This is a genomic window from Leeia oryzae DSM 17879, from assembly GCF_000376945.1.
Lineage (GTDB): Bacteria > Pseudomonadota > Gammaproteobacteria > Burkholderiales > Leeiaceae > Leeia > Leeia oryzae.
This window is the reverse complement of record NZ_AQXU01000025.1, coordinates 897,136-913,148: the sequence shown is the minus strand read 5'-3', so window position 1 is coordinate 913,148 and position 16,013 is coordinate 897,136. Positions and strand designations below refer to the sequence as shown.

Annotated in this window: 15 protein-coding genes; 4 read left to right on the top strand and 11 right to left on the bottom strand. The window is 61.1% G+C overall.

Translation table 11 applies throughout. From position 1 onward, the window contains the following. Positions 1 to 51: 51 nt before the first annotated feature. Both F552_RS0117790 and F552_RS0117785 read right to left on the bottom strand, forming a co-directional pair. Positions 52 to 324, bottom strand: a complete 273-nt coding sequence (locus tag F552_RS0117790) for a DUF4242 domain-containing protein (protein WP_018153132.1) — start codon at positions 322 to 324, stop codon at positions 52 to 54. A gap of 310 nt (positions 325 to 634) precedes the next feature. Then, on the bottom strand, positions 635 to 1,558 hold the full coding sequence (locus tag F552_RS0117785) for a LysR family transcriptional regulator (protein ID WP_018153131.1): 924 nt from the start codon (positions 1,556 to 1,558) through the stop codon (positions 635 to 637). Positions 1,559 to 1,685: 127 nt separating this feature from the next. Between F552_RS0117785 and F552_RS0117780 the strand changes: the two genes are divergently transcribed. Both F552_RS0117780 and F552_RS0117775 read left to right on the top strand, forming a co-directional pair. After that, the gene (locus F552_RS0117780; RefSeq protein WP_026182869.1) at positions 1,686 to 2,483 is read left to right on the top strand and encodes a phytanoyl-CoA dioxygenase family protein; all 798 of its coding nucleotides are present in this window, start codon (positions 1,686 to 1,688) and stop codon (positions 2,481 to 2,483) included. Between the two features lie 200 nt (positions 2,484 to 2,683). Next, a complete protein-coding gene (locus F552_RS0117775; RefSeq protein ID WP_018153129.1) occupies positions 2,684 to 2,917 on the top strand; it encodes a DUF3079 domain-containing protein in 234 nt (77 codons plus the stop codon). Between the two features lie 57 nt (positions 2,918 to 2,974). Here the strand turns inward: F552_RS0117775 and F552_RS0117770 are convergent, their stop codons facing one another. From F552_RS0117770 to F552_RS0117735, 8 genes are all read right to left on the bottom strand, one after another. Continuing rightward, a complete protein-coding gene (locus F552_RS0117770) occupies positions 2,975 to 4,615 on the bottom strand; it encodes a methyl-accepting chemotaxis protein (RefSeq protein ID WP_018153128.1) in 1,641 nt (546 codons plus the stop codon). A 402-nt stretch (positions 4,616 to 5,017) separates the two neighbouring features. Then, a complete protein-coding gene (locus F552_RS0117765) occupies positions 5,018 to 5,779 on the bottom strand; it encodes a dimethylarginine dimethylaminohydrolase family protein (RefSeq protein WP_018153127.1) in 762 nt (253 codons plus the stop codon). Positions 5,780 to 5,869: 90 nt separating this feature from the next. Beyond that, the gene (locus F552_RS0117760) at positions 5,870 to 7,471 is read right to left on the bottom strand and encodes a 5-guanidino-2-oxopentanoate decarboxylase (RefSeq protein ID WP_018153126.1); all 1,602 of its coding nucleotides are present in this window, start codon (positions 7,469 to 7,471) and stop codon (positions 5,870 to 5,872) included. Continuing rightward, entirely contained in the window at positions 7,468 to 8,679 is a 1,212-nt protein-coding gene (locus tag F552_RS19775) for a pyridoxal phosphate-dependent aminotransferase (protein WP_018153125.1), read from the bottom strand. The genes F552_RS0117760 and F552_RS19775 overlap by 4 nt, the downstream gene beginning before the upstream one ends. Before the next feature lie 17 nt (positions 8,680 to 8,696). Next, positions 8,697 to 9,392, bottom strand: a complete 696-nt coding sequence (locus tag F552_RS0117750) for an ABC transporter permease (protein WP_018153124.1) — start codon at positions 9,390 to 9,392, stop codon at positions 8,697 to 8,699. A 16-nt stretch (positions 9,393 to 9,408) separates the two neighbouring features. Beyond that, positions 9,409 to 10,122: an ABC transporter permease gene (locus F552_RS0117745; RefSeq protein WP_018153123.1), complete on the bottom strand. Its 714-nt coding sequence runs from the start codon at positions 10,120 to 10,122 to the stop codon at positions 9,409 to 9,411. A 92-nt stretch (positions 10,123 to 10,214) separates the two neighbouring features. Next, the gene (locus tag F552_RS0117740; protein WP_018153122.1) at positions 10,215 to 10,991 is read right to left on the bottom strand and encodes a transporter substrate-binding domain-containing protein; all 777 of its coding nucleotides are present in this window, start codon (positions 10,989 to 10,991) and stop codon (positions 10,215 to 10,217) included. A 53-nt stretch (positions 10,992 to 11,044) separates the two neighbouring features. Beyond that, positions 11,045 to 11,851 (bottom strand): ABC transporter ATP-binding protein, encoded by an 807-nt coding sequence (locus F552_RS0117735; RefSeq protein ID WP_018153121.1) that lies wholly within the window; start codon positions 11,849 to 11,851, stop codon positions 11,045 to 11,047. A gap of 245 nt (positions 11,852 to 12,096) precedes the next feature. Here F552_RS0117735 and F552_RS0117730 point away from each other — a divergent pair, with 245 nt between their 5' ends. Beyond that, positions 12,097 to 13,551 (top strand): sigma-54 interaction domain-containing protein, encoded by a 1,455-nt coding sequence (locus F552_RS0117730; RefSeq protein ID WP_018153120.1) that lies wholly within the window; start codon positions 12,097 to 12,099, stop codon positions 13,549 to 13,551. Positions 13,552 to 13,597: 46 nt separating this feature from the next. On the opposite strand, the gene F552_RS0117725 is transcribed toward F552_RS0117730, so the two are convergent. Beyond that, positions 13,598 to 14,560, bottom strand: a complete 963-nt coding sequence (locus tag F552_RS0117725) for a GlxA family transcriptional regulator (protein WP_018153119.1) — start codon at positions 14,558 to 14,560, stop codon at positions 13,598 to 13,600. Between the two features lie 252 nt (positions 14,561 to 14,812). On the opposite strand from F552_RS0117725, the gene F552_RS0117720 reads away from it, so the two are divergent. Continuing rightward, positions 14,813 to 15,937, top strand: a complete 1,125-nt coding sequence (locus F552_RS0117720; RefSeq protein WP_018153118.1) for an aromatic ring-hydroxylating oxygenase subunit alpha — start codon at positions 14,813 to 14,815, stop codon at positions 15,935 to 15,937. Positions 15,938 to 16,013 lie beyond the last annotated feature (76 nt).

Here is a 16,013-nt window from a genome sequence, read left to right as displayed (position 1 = left end):
CAGCGGATAATGGTGCAGACTCGCCGGGATTAAACAGCCGGCCGGGCATGCTTATTCTGCGGTGATCGGGTCAATAATGGTGGTGACTTTTGAGATCTTGTTGACGGGGAAGCCGCCCATTTCGGCGTGCTTCCTCACGGCTTCTTCATCTGGCGCAATGTAGACGCAGTAGACTTTGTCATCAGTCACGTAGCTGTGCTGCCACTGGATTTGCGGGCCCATGCTGCTGAGGACGCCGCAGGATTTTTGCGAGATGCCTTTGAGGTCTGCGGCGGAGAGTTTGCCGGCCCCGGGGATGTCGCGTTCGATAACGTATTTGGGCATTTGTGATCCTCCTTGTCTGTCGTTTGGGGTGACGCCATGAGGTGGTCATGCACGTGGTGAGTCAGGCGTCTGTGGTGAAACAGCGGGCAGACACGGTGCAACGCCGGATGTGGTCATGCGGTGGCCGGGCTGGTGGGGGACGGTCGCGGATGGCGGGTGATCCGGCAATGGCAGGTGCTGCCGCTTGCCGAGCATTTTTAATGATGCGCCTGATAGTGAATGATTACCATATCCATTTGTCGGTTATGGCGGGGTGGGCCGGCGGGTACCGGCCGTGAGCCTGCTTTGAGCCTGCTCTGAGCTGAAATGGCTAAGCGTTATCGTTGGTGCCAAAGACGGTTCTGCCGGCAAACCACGCCAAGGCGATGTTGCTAAAGGCGGTGGTGATGGCGGTTTCGGGCCGGGTGCCATCGCGCGAGAGCAAGATGCGCTGCATGGGGATGGGGTCGGCAATGGGGCGGATTGCGACGCGGCTGCCGTCGTAGCAGTGGTCGCCCACCGGGCGGGTGTAGGCAATGGCCACGCCAAGGCCGTTGGCGACCATGCCGCGTTGCAGCTCGAAGGAGTGGGTGCGGTAGAGCTGCTGCGGTTGCAGCTGGTAGAAGCGGAACAGGTCCAGCACGTGTTGCCAGCTGTAGCTCTGGTTGGTGAGGATGAGCGGGTGGGCGGCGAGCTCTGCCAGCGATACGGCGGGCTGATGGGTCAGCGGGTGGTCTGGCGGCAGCATGGCGTAGGCGGGCAGCTCGCAGCAGATGGTGTTGTGCATGCCGGGTGGCAGGCCCAGGTCGTAACTGAGGGCCAGGTCCATGCCGCCGTTGGCCAGCTGGCGGGCGATATCGTCAAAGCCGGCTTCCTGGATGATGACGCGGATATGCGGGTGGCTGACGTGCAGACGCTTGAGCAGCTGCGGCAGGCAGTAGGGGGCCAGGTCTACAAAGCAGCCGAGTACCAGTTCGCCTTGCAGGTGGGTGACATCGTTGCCGAGGTTTTCCAGCTCGTTGGCGTCTCGCAGTATCTGGCTGGCCTTTTGCATGACGCGCTTGCCAAACGGGGTGAGCGTCATGCCGGTACCGCGCTGGCGGATGAACAGCGCCTGGCCGTACAGGGCTTCTAGCTCGTTGATGGCGGTGGAGATGGCCGGTTGCGAGACAAACAGGCTGTCTGCGGCCTGGGTCATGTTGCCGAGCCGGGCGGTGGCCAGTGCGTAGCGGAGTTGTCGCAGGTGTATCTTCATCAGAAAATCCGGTGAGCCATATCGGTTCTTATTATTTAATCTTTTGAAGTGCCGATGCAATAATTGATTTGTCACCGGCCCGTTGACGGGTGCCGGTCTAATCAAGCACTGAACCAGTGGGGGATGTATGGCAGCGTGGATGACGGAAGAAGAGATAGCGGCTTTTCAGCGTGATGGTGCCGTGTGCTTGCGCGGGGTGTTCAAGGACTGGGTAGAGACCATGACGGCGGGCATTGAGCGGAACTTGCGCGAACGCGGGCCGTATGCGGCGGATAACTTGTTGTCTGACGAGCCGGGGCGGTTTTTTGATGATTACTGCAACTGGGAGCGCATCCCCGAGTTCCGCAAGGTGATTTTTGAATCGCCCGCGGCGGAGATTGCGGCAACGGCGATGCAGTCGCAAAAGGCGCAGTTCTTCCACGACCATGTGCTGGTGAAAGAGCCTGGCACACAGCGGCCCACGCCGTGGCATCAGGATATTCCGTATTACTTTACCGAGGGCCAGCAGACGGTGAGTTTCTGGATACCGGTAGACCCGGTGAAGGAAGCGACGCTGCGGATGATTGCCGGCTCCCACCGCTGGGAGAAAATGGTGCTGCCGGTACGCTGGAAGGATAACTCGGACTTTTTTGCCACCGCAGACCAGTATCTGCCGGTGCCGGACCCGGACAACGACCCGAGCATGCAGGTGCTGGAGTGGGCGATGGAACCGGGCGACGCGGTGCTGTTTAATTTTGCGACTGTGCACGGTGCGCGCGGCAACCCGACCGCAGCCAGACGCCGGGCGCTGTCTTTACGCTGGGTGGGGGATGACGTGCGTTATGTGGAGCGCCCGGGCAGAACCTCGCCGCCATACCCGGGGCACAATATGCAACCGGGGGATGTCTTGCGCGAGGACTGGTTTCCGGTGGTGCGGGAGGGGTAAGCGGTGCGCTCCGCCCGTGCGTGCTGCGCGGGCGGGTAATATGGGTTGGCCGGTAGACAGCTGGTGTGTCGCCGGCCTAATCTGGATCAAAGAAACCCCGCGCACGGGGTGGTAGCATTACGTTACCGGCTGGCAGACCGCAGGCACCTTTGCCTGTCTGCCCAGCTTCCCTGTCTGTTGATGATGGCGGAACGACGATCATGGCCAAAAAATTCCCGATTCACCCTGCGCACCCGGAGCGTATCTGCTGGGGGTGCGACAAGTATTGCCCGGTGGATGCGTTAGCCTGCGGCAACGGTTCTACCCGGACCCAGCACCCGATGGAGATTTTCGGGGACGACTGGTATGAATGGGGGCTGGAAGCCCAGACCCCGGAGGCAACACCCGAGGGCGAGACGCCGCCTGCCCCGCCCAAGTTTGCCAACCGCAGCTGAACTGATCCCCTTTCTGTTGTAACCCCAAATCTGCCCGTGCTGTGGTACCGCCTGATCTCAGGCGTTGCTGCCAGCCAGCCGGGTCAGCTTGAAGTGCCCCACCTGTTTCAACAACTCTGACGACGCACACTGGATGGTCTCGGACCGGCCTTTCATCTCGCGGATGGTACTCATGTTGTCGTCGATGCCCGACAGGATGCTGCCGATATGCTGCATGACGTCGGTGGTGGCGTCGTGCTGGTCTTTGGTGGCCAGCGCGATGTCGTTTGACAGCCGGGTGACCTCGTTGACGTGCTCGGACACCGTGGTAAGGGTACTTTGCCCCTGGGCCATGGCCTGATCGGTACTGGTGACGTGGCTGCCGGCCTGCGCCATCTCGTGGGTGACAATCTGGGTAATGCGCTGGATTTCCTGAATGGTGTCGGTGATGACACGGGTCTGGGTGGCGGAGTTTTCGGCCAGTTTGCGCACTTCGTCTGCCACCACGGAAAAGCCGCGTCCGGCTTCACCCGCGCGGGCGGCCTCGATGGCCGCGTTCAGCGCCAGCAGGTTGGTTTGCTCCGACATGCCCTTAATAGAATCGGTGAGGGTGCCGATGGCCTGGATGGACTCGAACAGGCTGGCCATGCTGGTGCTGGCCTGGGTCACGGTGGTGACCACCTGGCGGGAGGCATCGCGGCTGAGATCCATCTGCCGGTTGGCGTGCGTGACGTGGGCGCGGGTATTGGAGACGGTATTGGCGGTGAGGTGCGCGCCGTCGGCCACATCGGCAATGGTGGACTTGATGCGGTCGATGTCCTGCGCGATTTTGGCGACCGAAGCGGATTGCTCGGACGACGACAGGTGGGTTTTGTGCGAGCAGGCCACCAGTTCTTCGCTGCTCTGGGTGAGCGAGGCCACGGCGCCGGCGATATTGGAGATCAGGATCTTCAGGTGGGTCTGCATGGTGACCAGGGCATCCAGCTGCTGGCCCAGTTCGTCGTGCCGGTTGAGCGGGATGGTATCGGTCAGGTTACCGGTGGCGATGTTGTTCAGCAGCCGGGTGATGAAGCGGGTATTGCGGAAGATGCTGCGCTTGAGCAGGATCAGGCCGGCGGCGGACAAGATACCCAGACCGGAGCAGAACAGGTTGATCAGGTAGAAGTGGCGGGCGATCCAGGCGATTTCCGGCAGGAACCGTTCCGGAAACGCAGCACCGACCAACGCGAGGCTGATGGTGATCAGCAGCAGGTTGAACCAGGTATTGAGCGGGACGCGATGCAGCAGCGGGATGCCCGGCAGGCGGGCCTGTTTGGCGTTGATTGCGCGGTAGAGGGCATCGGCCGCTGCTACTTGCGCTTCCGTCGGTTGCTGCCGTACCGACATGTAGCCGGTGACCTGATCGCCTTCCAGAATCGGGACCACCAGCGCATCGACCCAGTAGTAGTCGCCATTGGCGCAGCGGTTTTTGACCACGCCGTGCCACGGTTTGCCTTGCTTGAGGGTGTCCCACAGATCCTGGAACGCTGCCGGCGGCATGTCCGGGTGGCGGATGAGGTTATGGTTTTTGCCAATCAGTTCTGCTTCGGTAAAACCGCACACCTGCATGAATTCATCGTTCACCGAGGTGATGATGCCTTTGAGGTTGGTGGTGGATACCAGGTATTTACCTTCCGGCACGGGCCGGCGGATGTCTGTAACGGGCAGATTCTTCTTCATGGTCGCTTCATGGTCGGGTAAGGGTTGAGGGGCAAGGTGCCATGCCCCCTGACGGTGTGTAAAAGCATGTCAGCGTTAAATATAAATCGCGTTAAGAGCCTGATCTGAAACTGAAAACAGGGCTCACCCGGTTGCGAATTGCAACAGATGAGACACAATACATGTTCTGGTGAACACCTGTGCAATTCTTTGACCTAGGTCAAATTTTTTAAGACATTGGGATGGAAAACGTGATTTTGATCAAAAATGGCCGTGTTTAGCTGACTGGGCAGATGGCAGACACGCAGTCCCTGTAAACGGCAGACAAAAAAAGCCCCGCCCGGGTTGCGGACGGGGCTGAATCTCCTTGAGGGAGAGAGCCACCAAAGTCGCCCGGCTGTACAAGACAGCCGGACGAAAGGGTTAGAAGCGCAGGGACATGCAGGTCAGACCGCCGTCCATCTTGCGGATTTCGCTGGTATCGGTTTCGATGATGGGCAGGCCGAGGGTTTTCAGTTTAGCCAGCGTGTCCGGATAGCCACTCGGGGTGATCAGGGTATCGTTAATCCACAGGGTATTGCCGGCGTATTCTTCTTCCTTGGCCAGAATCAGCTGGTTATAGCCATCAAAAGCCGGGTGACCGGCGTAGTCTTGCGACAGGATCAGGGTGTTTTTGCCGACATAGTTGACGATGGATTTCAGGTGCAGGCCATCGGTAACCTCGACCACGGTCAGCTTGTAGCCGTGAGGGCGGATGGCCGCAGCAAATTCATCGACGCCGGCCTGATTGGTACGGCTGGTGAGGCCGACAAAGAAGTGCTTGTCGATCATCAGTACGTCGCCACCGTCCATGTTGGCGCTGGCCGACATGGTGACAATGGGGCGGAAGCGTGACACCAGCGGGGCGATGGTATCGACCTCGCCCTGGCGGGACGGGGCGCCCGGATGGGTGATGACGGCCAGTTCCGGCATCATCACCGCGGTATCTTCGACAAAGTGGGCATCCGGGTAGGCCGGTGCCGGTGGCAGGGTGGTAACGGTCAGACCCAGGCGGTGCAGGATGTCGACATAGTCGCGGAATTGCGCGCGGGTTTTTTGCGGGTCTGGCTGGCCGATGTTGGCGGTGGTCAGGCCGCTGGCCACCGTGTCGGCCGGAATGCGGGTAATGGCATGGGTAAAATGCATGATGCGTAGCCTCGTCTGGGTGAAAACAACAATCGTGCTGCGATGGTCGGGACGCGGCGGGTGCTGCGGGTGGCCGCGTCCGGTTGCGGGTTAGTCGATGATTTCCAGCAGCACCGGGTGGCCGCTGGCCATCAGGGTGTCCAGCTGGTGCTGTAGTGGCACCGTCGGGTCGCGCTTGTCGGCCGTCCAGCCGTAGGCGCGGGCGATGCCGACAAAGTCTGGCGTGTGCAGGTCGACCCCGACGGGCGGGACGTCTGCCGCCTGCATGGCCGACTTGATCTCGCCGTAGCCGTGGTTGTTCAGCAGCAGTACCACCAGCCGGGCACCGGTTTCGACCGCCGTGCCGAGTTCGGCCAGCGTGAACTGGAAGCCGCCATCGCCGGCCAGGCAGATAACCGGCCGTTCTGCCAGCGCAATGCCGGCACCGATGGCGGCCGGCAAGCCGTAGCCCAGCGCACCAAAGCCGACAGAGGCGTTAAACCAGCTGGCCGGGGCAAAGGCAGAAAAACCGAGGTTGCCGGCGTACACCATGCGGGTGGAATCCCCCACCCACACGGCGTTGGGAATGCAGTCGCGTACCTGGTTGAGAAAGGCGAGGTCGGTCCGGGTTTGCGCGTCCAGCTCGCCTCGGCAGATTTCGCTGGCGGCTGCCGCGCGTTCTGCCCCCTGGCCTGGCTGGGGGTGTTCACCGCGTTGTTGGCCAAGTTGCCGCTGCAGCTGCTGCACGGTTTCTACCGCGTCGCCCAACAGCGGTACATCGGCTGCCCGGTTGCGGAACAGCTGTTCCGGATCGATGTCGATGCGGATCAGCGTCCCTGGCAGGTTAAACTGGCCGTCCACGTACATGTCGTAATCGGTAGGGCCGATTTCGGTGCCGATGGCCAGTACCACGTCGCTGTCTGCCACCAGCTGGCGGATGGCCGGCAAGGAGGCACTGTAGGAGACGCCCAGCGGGTGATGGTCCGGCAGCATGCCGCGGGCGTTGATGGTCATCACCGTAGGGGCGTCCAGGGTTTCGGCCAGCTGCTCGATGTGCTGGGCGGCCGGAATGGCTCCCCCGCCCGCCAGGATCAGCGGTTTTTTGGCCTGCACCAGCAGGCTGGCGGCGTGCTCGATCAGCGACTGGTTGGCGGCGCCTTTCCGGATCCGGACCGGCTGCGTCGGAATCGCCGGCAGGCTATCAGCCGGGGCCGACATCAGGTCCATGGGGATTTCGATATGTACCGGTCTTGGCCGTGCGCCGTCAAAGATGGCAAAAGCACGGGCCAGTACTTGCGGCAGCTCGGCCGGGTGGGTAATGCTATGGCTGAAGGCAGAGACTTCTTTGGCCAGCGCATGCTGGTCTGGCAGCTCGTGCAGGCAACCGTTGCCGGAGCCCAGTTTGCCGCGGGCGTTGACGCCCGAGATGACCAACATCGGGATGGAGTCTGCATACGCCTGCCCCATGGCGGTGGCGATATTGGTGAGACCCGGGCCGGTAATCACAAAACACACCCCGGGCTTGCCGCTGACGCGGGCGTAACCGTCGGCCATGAAGCCAAGGCTTTGTTCGTGGCGCGCCGTGACATGGCGGATCTTGCTGTCGGCCAGGCTGCGGTACAGTTCGATGGTGTGCACCCCGGGGATGCCGAACACGGTATCGACGTCATAAGCGGCCAGGTATTCGGTCAGGTACATGCCCAGGGTTTTCATACAGGGGCTTCCTCTGGTGTGCGTTGGCTGACGTGCAGGCCCAGGCTATCAACGTAGCGGGCAATCCGGCGGCAGGCATCCGCCAGTCGCGCTTCGCTGACCACAAAGCCAAGGCGCAGGAAGCCGGCGGCCGACGGGCCGAAGGCTTGTGCATCCAGCACCGAGACGCCGGTCTGGCGGAACAGGCCCCAGGCAAATTCGTCGGCGGTCAGCCCGGTCTGGCGGATGTCGATCATCATGAACATGCCGGCTTCCGGTAGGCTGCAGCGCAGCCCGGGGATATCTTTGAGCAAACTGTGGGTGATATCGCGGCGGCGGCGGTAGGTGTCCTTCATTTGCCCGGCAAACTCGGCATAGCGGGCCACGGCCACCCGGGCGGCTTGCTGGATGAAACCGGGCAGGCCGTACAGCGTGCACAGGGCCAGGTTGCCCATGTGGGTCATCAGGGCCGCCGGGCCTACCACCCAGCCCAGCCGCCAGCCGGCCATGGCGTGGGATTTGGACAGGCTGTTAATCGTCACGGTGCGTTCTGCCATGCCGGGCAAGGCGCCAATGCTGACGTGGGCAGATTCAAAGGTAATGCCGCTATAGACTTCGTCCGACACCACCCACAGGTCGTGCTGGCGTGCCAGCCGGGCGATGCTGTCCAGCTCGTCACGGGTCATGACCGTGCCGGTCGGGTTGCAGGGTGTAGCCAGAAAGATGGCCTTGGTGCGCGGGGTGATGGCGGCGCTGAGGCGGCCCAGATCCAGATGGAAGCCGTTGTCCACGTCGACCGGTACCGGCACCAGCGTAGCGCCGCTGGCACGGATACTGGCTTCATAGGTCAGGTACATCGGCTCTGGCACCAGCACTTCATCCCCCGGCTGGCACAGGCACATGGCGACCGAGAACAGGCCGTTTTGTGCGCCGGCCACGATCACCACGTTATCGCCGGTGACGGCTTGCCCGCTCTGGGCGGTGTGCAGGGCGGCGATTTCCTGCCGCAGGTCCTTGCGGCCGATGACGGCGCTGTAATGGGTGTCGCCATCTTGCAAGGCTTGTACGGCGGCCTCGGTAATCTCGGCGGGGGTGGCAAAATCCGGATCGCCCACGCTCAGGATAATGACATCTTCACCCCGGTCTGCGGCTTCCAGCGCGGCAGAATGGATTTTCCAGGCATCGACCCGCTCACCGGCAATGCGATCAACCAGATTTGAAAACTGCATGCTAATTCTCCAGAGGGTCAAATGGCACTTCGGACAGGGATGCGACGTTCCAGCTTGCGGAACACGCGTTCGATCAACCAGGCCAGTACCAGATAGATCAGGGCGACCGACAACAAGGGTTCGTAGGTGCGCAGGGTTTGCGCCCGCACCAGATTGGCAGCACCCAGTACGTCCATGACGGCCACGGTGGATGCCAGCGCGGTGGATTTCAGCAGCAGCACCGATTCACCGGCCAACGACGGCAGCAGAATCTGGATGGCGCGCGGCAGCCAGATGCGGCGTACGGTCATGAAGGGCGGCATGCCCAGGGCACGTGCGGCTTCCAGCTCGCCTTTGGGGACGGCACGCAGCCCGCCCTTGATGACTTCGCCCACGTAGCCGCCGACGCTGAGCGCCAGCGCCACCACCACGTACCAGAAGCCGTCACGCAGGTAGGGCCACAGAAAACTGTCCCGCACCGCCGGGAAGCTGACAAACAGGCTGCCGACGCCGTAATACAGCACGTAAATCTGTACCAGCAGCGGCGTGCCGCGGATCAGGTTGGTAAACGACAGGCTCAGCCAGGCAATGAAGGGCTGGCGGGACAGGCGGCCGAAACCGACCGCCAGGGCCAGCAGGAAGCCCAGCACGCCGGAACACAGCAATAGTTCCAGGGTGATGGTCAGGCCGTCGATAAAAAACTGGCCGTAGGAGCTCATCCATTCAAAACGCATTTTTGTCTCTCCTCGGTCAGTGGGCCGGCATCCAGCGACGGAAGCTGCGTTCGAAGCGGACAAATACCGCGTTCGACAGCAGGGTCACCAGCAGGTAAATGGCGGCGACCGCCATGTAGAACAGCAGGTACTGGCGGGTAGAGCCGGCGGCCTGCTTGGTGGTAAACAGCAGTTCGTTGTAGCCCACCACGCTGATCAGCGCGCTGTCCTTGATCAGCACCATCCACAGGTTGGCCAGACCGGCCAGGGCATAGGGCATCATTTCCGGCAGGATCACCCGCCGCAGCGTCAGCCAGCGGCCGCAGCCAAAGGCTTTGGAGGCTTCGATATGGCCATAGGGAATGGCCTGCACCGCGCCGCGGATGATCTCGGCGGCGTAGGCACCCTGTACCACGCCCAGCACGGTCACGGCGGCGACAAAGCCGTTCAGGTCTACCGGGGCCATGTCGAACAGGCGCAGCACGGCATTGATGGCATCGCTGCCGGCGTAATACAGCAGCAGGATCAGCAGCAGCTCCGGCACGGCGCGGCAGACGGTGGTATAGGCATTGGCCAGTTTCTTCACCGGGGCATTGCCGCTCAGTTTGGCCATTGCCACCACCAACCCGATCAGCAGGCCGACCACAAAGGCGCCGAACGAAATCTGGATGGTGACCAGCGCGCCGCGCAGCAAGGCCCAGCCCCACTCGTTGACCACCATTTCGAATGCATGTTGAATCCAAGCTAACATAGGGATTTCCGTCTCTCTGTTGTCCTGCGGACTGTCTTTACGTGTCTTGCGGCCATGAGGGCGTGGCCCCCATGGCGTTGCCGACCAGTGACTTATTTAGGTGTCAGGTCAATGGAGAAGTATTTCTTCTGGATCTTTTTGAAGTCGCCGGACACCTGCATCTTCTTGATGGCGGCATCAAACTGCTTTTTCAGCGCCACGTCGGACTTGCGCAGGCCGGCGCCAATGCCTTCACCCAGCAACGGGTCTTTCGGGGCCATGCCCTTGGCTTCCAGGGCGGCGCCATCTTTGCTCTGCAAGAAGTCCACGGCCGGTACGGCGTCCATCAGCATCACGTCTACCCGGCCGGCGGCCATGTCGGCGTTCAGTTCATCCTGGGTGTTGTAGTACTTGATCGTGGCGGTGCTGCTGTAATTCTTTTTCAGGAAGTCGGCGTTAGAGGTAGAACCCTGCACACCGATGATCTTGCCTTTCAGGCCGGCCGGGGTGGTGGTCAGCTTGCTGCCTTTGGGGCCAACGTACATGGACGGGGTGTAATAGTAGGGTGCGCTGAAAGCGATGGTTTTTTCACGCTCGGCAGTGATGGACATGGAGTTGAAAATCACGTCGATCTTGTTGCTGGTGAGTGCCGGGATGATGCCGTCCCAGGCCACTTCGTTGATCTCGCACTGGGCCTTGATTTCTTTGCAGATGTAGTTCACCAGGTCGATCTCGAAACCGCTCCACTGGCCGGAGCTTTGCTTGACGGAAAACGGCGGGTACGGTTCTGCCGCAATGCCGATCTTCAGCTTGCTGGCCATGGCCGGCGCTGCCAGCAGGGTGGTGGAGACCAGACAGCTGATCAGGGTCGCTTTCAGGGTTTTATTCATGGTTTACCTCGTGTGAGTGGTAATGAAAATGAAAATAAAATCAAAAGGAGGTGTTACGACTTCCACTGCTGAGCATTCACAAACTGCCGGCACCGTTCGCTGACCGGTGCCGTAAACACGGCTTCCGGTGTACCGGATTCTTCGATTCTGCCTTTGTGCAGGAACAGCACCTTGCTGGAGACCTCCCGCGCAAACGACATTTCGTGGGTGACCAGAAGCATGGTGCAGCCTTCTTTGGCCAGATCACGAATTACTTTCAGGACTTCGCCCACCAGCTCCGGGTCCAGCGCCGAGGTGGGTTCGTCAAACAGCATCACCGCCGGGCGGGTGGCCAGTGCGCGGGCAATGGCGACGCGCTGTTGCTGCCCGCCGGACAAAAAGCCGGGGTAGGCATCGCGTTTGGCCGACATACCGACTTTTTCCAGCAATGCTTCGGCGTAGGCGATGGCCTCGGCCTTGGGTTGCTTCAATATCCGGACGGGCACTTCGATGATGTTCTCCAGCACGGTCATGTGCGGCCAGAGGTTGAAGTTCTGGAACACCATCCCCAGCCGGGTGCGGATTTTGTCCACTTGCCGGGGGTTGGCGGGCACGGTCTGGCCGTGGCGGTTGGTTTTGAGCAGGATTTCTTCGCCAGAAATGCACACCTTGCCCCGGTGCGGAATCTCCAGCATGTTCAGGCAGCGCAGCAGGGTGCTTTTGCCGGAGCCGCTGGCGCCGATCAGTGACACGACATCGCCGGTGTGGGCGGTCAGCGAGACACCATCCAATACGGTGTGCGGCCCAAACTGCTTGTGCAGGTCCGTGACTTCGATGATCGGACCTTGCTGTAAATTCCCATTCTCTTTAACGGCTGACACTGTTGTCCCCTGTCATGTTCGGAAAAGCGGATTGGCCGACGTCGGGTCTGGCCCTTACGTAAAACTACGGACAAACAGGGAGCAACTATCGTGCCATGGCAAGGAAAAATCGTAAGTGGTTGATTGGAAAGGAAATGAGAGATTTGCTTTATTGATCAAAATCAAGCAATACTACGAAAATTCGTGATAGTGCCAGTTTTTCGGCATCTCAACCCCGGTGTTGCACCGGTATGGCAGGGATCAGCATGGACACACAACTTGCGGCAGCACTGGGCATTTTCTCTGAGTTTCTGGACGCCATCGGCCAGCCGATTGCCATTGTGGATGGCGAAGGGCGCTACGTGTACTACAACAAGGAATGCTCGGAAATGGACGAGTACACGTCCGAGCAGGCGCTGGGCCAGTACATGCTGGCGCTGTATCCGGACCTGAACCTGGCCGACAGTACCATGCACGAGGCGCTGCAGAAGGGCAAGCGCTACCACAACAAATACCAGCTGTACTTCAACCCGCGCGGCAAGCCGGTGCATCAGGTGCATACCACGTTGCCGCTGACGGACCCGAACGGCAAGATTCTGGGCGCCATCGAGGTATCACGCAACCTGACCATGATCGGCAAGCTGCACGAGCAGTTTGTCGATTTGCAGCAGCGCGTCGGCAGCGAGGCCGACCCGCACGAGATCGGCATCATTACCAACGACGCCGAGATGCAGCGGCTGATTCACCGTGCCCACCGTATTGCGCAAACCGATGTGCAGGTGCTGATTTACGGCGAGACTGGCACCGGCAAGGAGCTGTTTGCCCGCCTGCTGCACAAGGAAAGCCCGCGCAGCGACAAGCCGTTCATGGTGCTTAACTGTGCCGCCTTGCCGGAGCCACTGTTCGAGAGCGCCCTGTTCGGCACCGTGAAAGGAGCATTTACCGGCGCAGAAGACCGCCAGGGGGTGCTGGAGTCTGCCAATGGCGGCACGCTGTTTCTGGACGAGCTGAACTCCATGCCGCTGTCGATCCAGGGCAAGCTGCTGCGGGCCTTGCAGGAAAAGACCTTTTCGCGGGTGGGCTCCAACCGCGAGGTGCAGGTGGACGTGCGCATCATTGCCGCGACCAACGAATCACCCCAGGACATGCTGGACCAGAAGAAAATCCGTTCTGACCTGCTCTACCGCCTGTACGTGGGCTACTTGCCGATTCCGCCCTTGCGTGACCGCCTCAACGACATTCCGCTGCTGGCGCAGGCGTTCCTGAAAAAGCACGGTAAAATCACCGGCAACCGGGTGACCCGCGTCAGCGATGCGGTGATGGAGCGCATGCTCAAGCATCACTGGCCGGGCAACGTGCGCATGCTGGAGAACATTCTGCTGCGCAGCCTGATTTTGTGCGAAACCGGCGACGAGCTCGATTTTATCCTGCTGGAAGACGACGAACGCCCGCGGGGGGCCTTGGCTGCCGTGGCCAGTCAGCCAGCAGGCCACGAGCCTGCGATGGCGTCCATGGACGACATGGCCAGCCTGCCGTCCGATGACGGCGTATCACTGGACGAGCAGGTGGCGGCGTTCGAACGCCAGCGCCTGCTGCAATACCTGAACCGTTATCCCAACCTCTCTGAAGTGGCCCGCCGTTGCGGCATTCCCCGCGCCACCCTGCAATACAAACTCAAAAAGCACGGCATCCAGCTCTCCAAAACTGTGGTCGCCAACTAGGGCCGGTTCGCACTCCAGAAAATGGTGTGCACAGGCCCTCACCCGGCTAGTCGGCGTATTTCGGCCCCTGACGATCTTCGCGCGGGCTGCAGGCAAAGTGCTTGCGGTAGGCGCGCGAGAAGTAAGACGGGGATTCGAAGCCGCAGGCAATGCTGATCTCGACGATGCTGAGGTCGGTTTGCTGCAGCAGGTGCCGGCTGCGTTCCAGCCTTAGCCGCAGGTAAAAGCTGGCCGGCGAACGCTGCAGGTAGCTGCTGAACAGCCGCTCCAGCTGGCGCCGGGTCAGCCCGACATCGGCCGCCAGGGCTTCGGTGGTCAGCGGCGTTTCCAGATGAGACTCCATGACCTTGATCGCCGACACCAGTTTCTTGTGATGCACGTTGTAGCGGCGCGTGATCTGCATGCGCTGGTGTTCGGCGGGTTCGCGGATGCGCCCCTGCACCAGCTGGTCGGAGACCGTCAGCGCCAGATCGTGCCCGTGCCGCTGGGCGATCAGCTCCAGCACCATGTCTACGCAGGCAACCGCGCCCGCCGAGGTCAGGCGTTTGGGGGTGAGCTTGAACAGTTCCTGGCTGACCTTTACCTGCGGGTAGCGCTCCATGAACGCCGGGATGGCTTCCCAGTGCAGGGTGACGGTAGCACCGTTCAGCAGACCGGCTTCGGCCAGGATGTAACAGCCGGTATCGATGGCGCCCAGTACCGTGCCCTGGCGGTCCAGCTTGCGCAGCCAGGCGCCCAGCGCCGGGGTGTAATGGTCGAGCGGGTTGAAGCTGGTGATCACGAACAGGCAGTCGCAGTGGTCGACATCGGTGATGGCGCCGTCAGTCATGATGGCGATGCCGTTACTGGCGGTGACCGGCCCGCCGTCTTCCGACAGGATGCGCCAGCGGCTGGCTCCCGGACGGAAGCGGTTGGCAATGCGGAGCGGCTCCATCAGCGCGGCAAAGCCGATGAACGAGAACTCCGGCAGCAGCAGAAAGTGGTAATCGTACGACGGATGCGGGTCCATGTTTCCCCCTCTGACGCGGTCATGGTGGGGCAGATTACCACCCGGATGTTGCCCGTCGTCAAGAAATATCGTCGCAGAATGAAAATTAACTGTCGCAAAAGTCCTCTCTGTGGTGCCGGTGGGCGCGTTTAATGCCAATCATTCCCGTTACGGTTTGCTCCCTGACCCGCCCGCATCCGGCGGCAGGGATGGGGTGATTACCCCGGAAAACCGCCCCGTAACGCGCTTGCCAACCCGCCAGGAGACACAACCATGTACAAGGCTTTTACCGCTGATCTGGACGACAACTTTTGTGCCGACATCGACAATGCTCACACCCTGCCAGCCCGCTATTACACCGCGGAAGAGGTGTTTGCGCATGAAAAAGAGCACATCTTTGCCCGGTCTTGGTTGTGCCTGGGGCACGGCAGCGAAGTGGCCCAGCCGAACGATTATTTCACTCGCAAGGTGATCGGCGAGAACATTGCCGTGGTCCGTGGCAAGGACGGTGTGTTGCGCGCCTTTTACAACGTGTGCCCGCACCGCGGCCACGAGCTGCTGAAAGACAGCGGCAAGGCGCGCAACATGATTACCTGTCCGTACCATGCCTGGACCTTCAAGCTCGATGGCGAGCTGGCGGTAGCGCGCAACTGCGAGAACGTGGCCAACTTCGACAAGTCGGCCAACGGCCTGACCCCGCTGAAAGTGGCCGAATACTGCGGCTTTGTGTTTGTGAACATGGACCCGGATGCCAAGCCGATCGAAACCGAGCTGGCCGGCCTGCAGGAACACTTCATGCAGGTGTGCCCGGACATTGCCGACCTGAAAGTGGCCAAGCGGGTGGTGACCGAAACCCCGGCTAACTGGAAGGTGATTGTGGATAACTACATGGAGTGCTACCACTGCGCACCGGCACACCCTAGCTTCTCCCAGTCGGTTGGCACCGCCAACTACACCCATACTTTCCACGGTAACTGGACCCTGCAGCGCGGCGAGGCCAGCTCGTCGGACGACAGCTATGCGTTTGACGACGCGGCCAATAACCGCCATTTCAACGGCTACTGGATCTGGCCGTGCGTGATGTTCAACGTGGTGCCGGGCGACGGCGCCATGACGGTGATTTACGAATTTCCGGTGTCTGCCGGGGTCACCGTGCAGTATTACGAGGTGATGTTCCGCAATACCGATCTGTCGGAAGACCAGCAGAAGTTTGTCGACTGGGCCACCAAGGAGTTCCGCCCGGAAGACCTGGGGCTGGTAGAAAGCGTACAGCGCGGCTTGCAGTCCCGCGGGTACCGCAAGCAGGGACGCATCATGGCAGACCAGGCCCGCAGCGGCATCAGCGAGCACGGCATTGCCTATTTCCACCGCATGGTGGCGCAGACCTACAAGGCCTGATCCACCGCCGTACCGGCGGGCGACCTGTGCGCCAGCCGGTCATTGAAGACCCGTTGTATCCGTTTTGCAAGGTAAT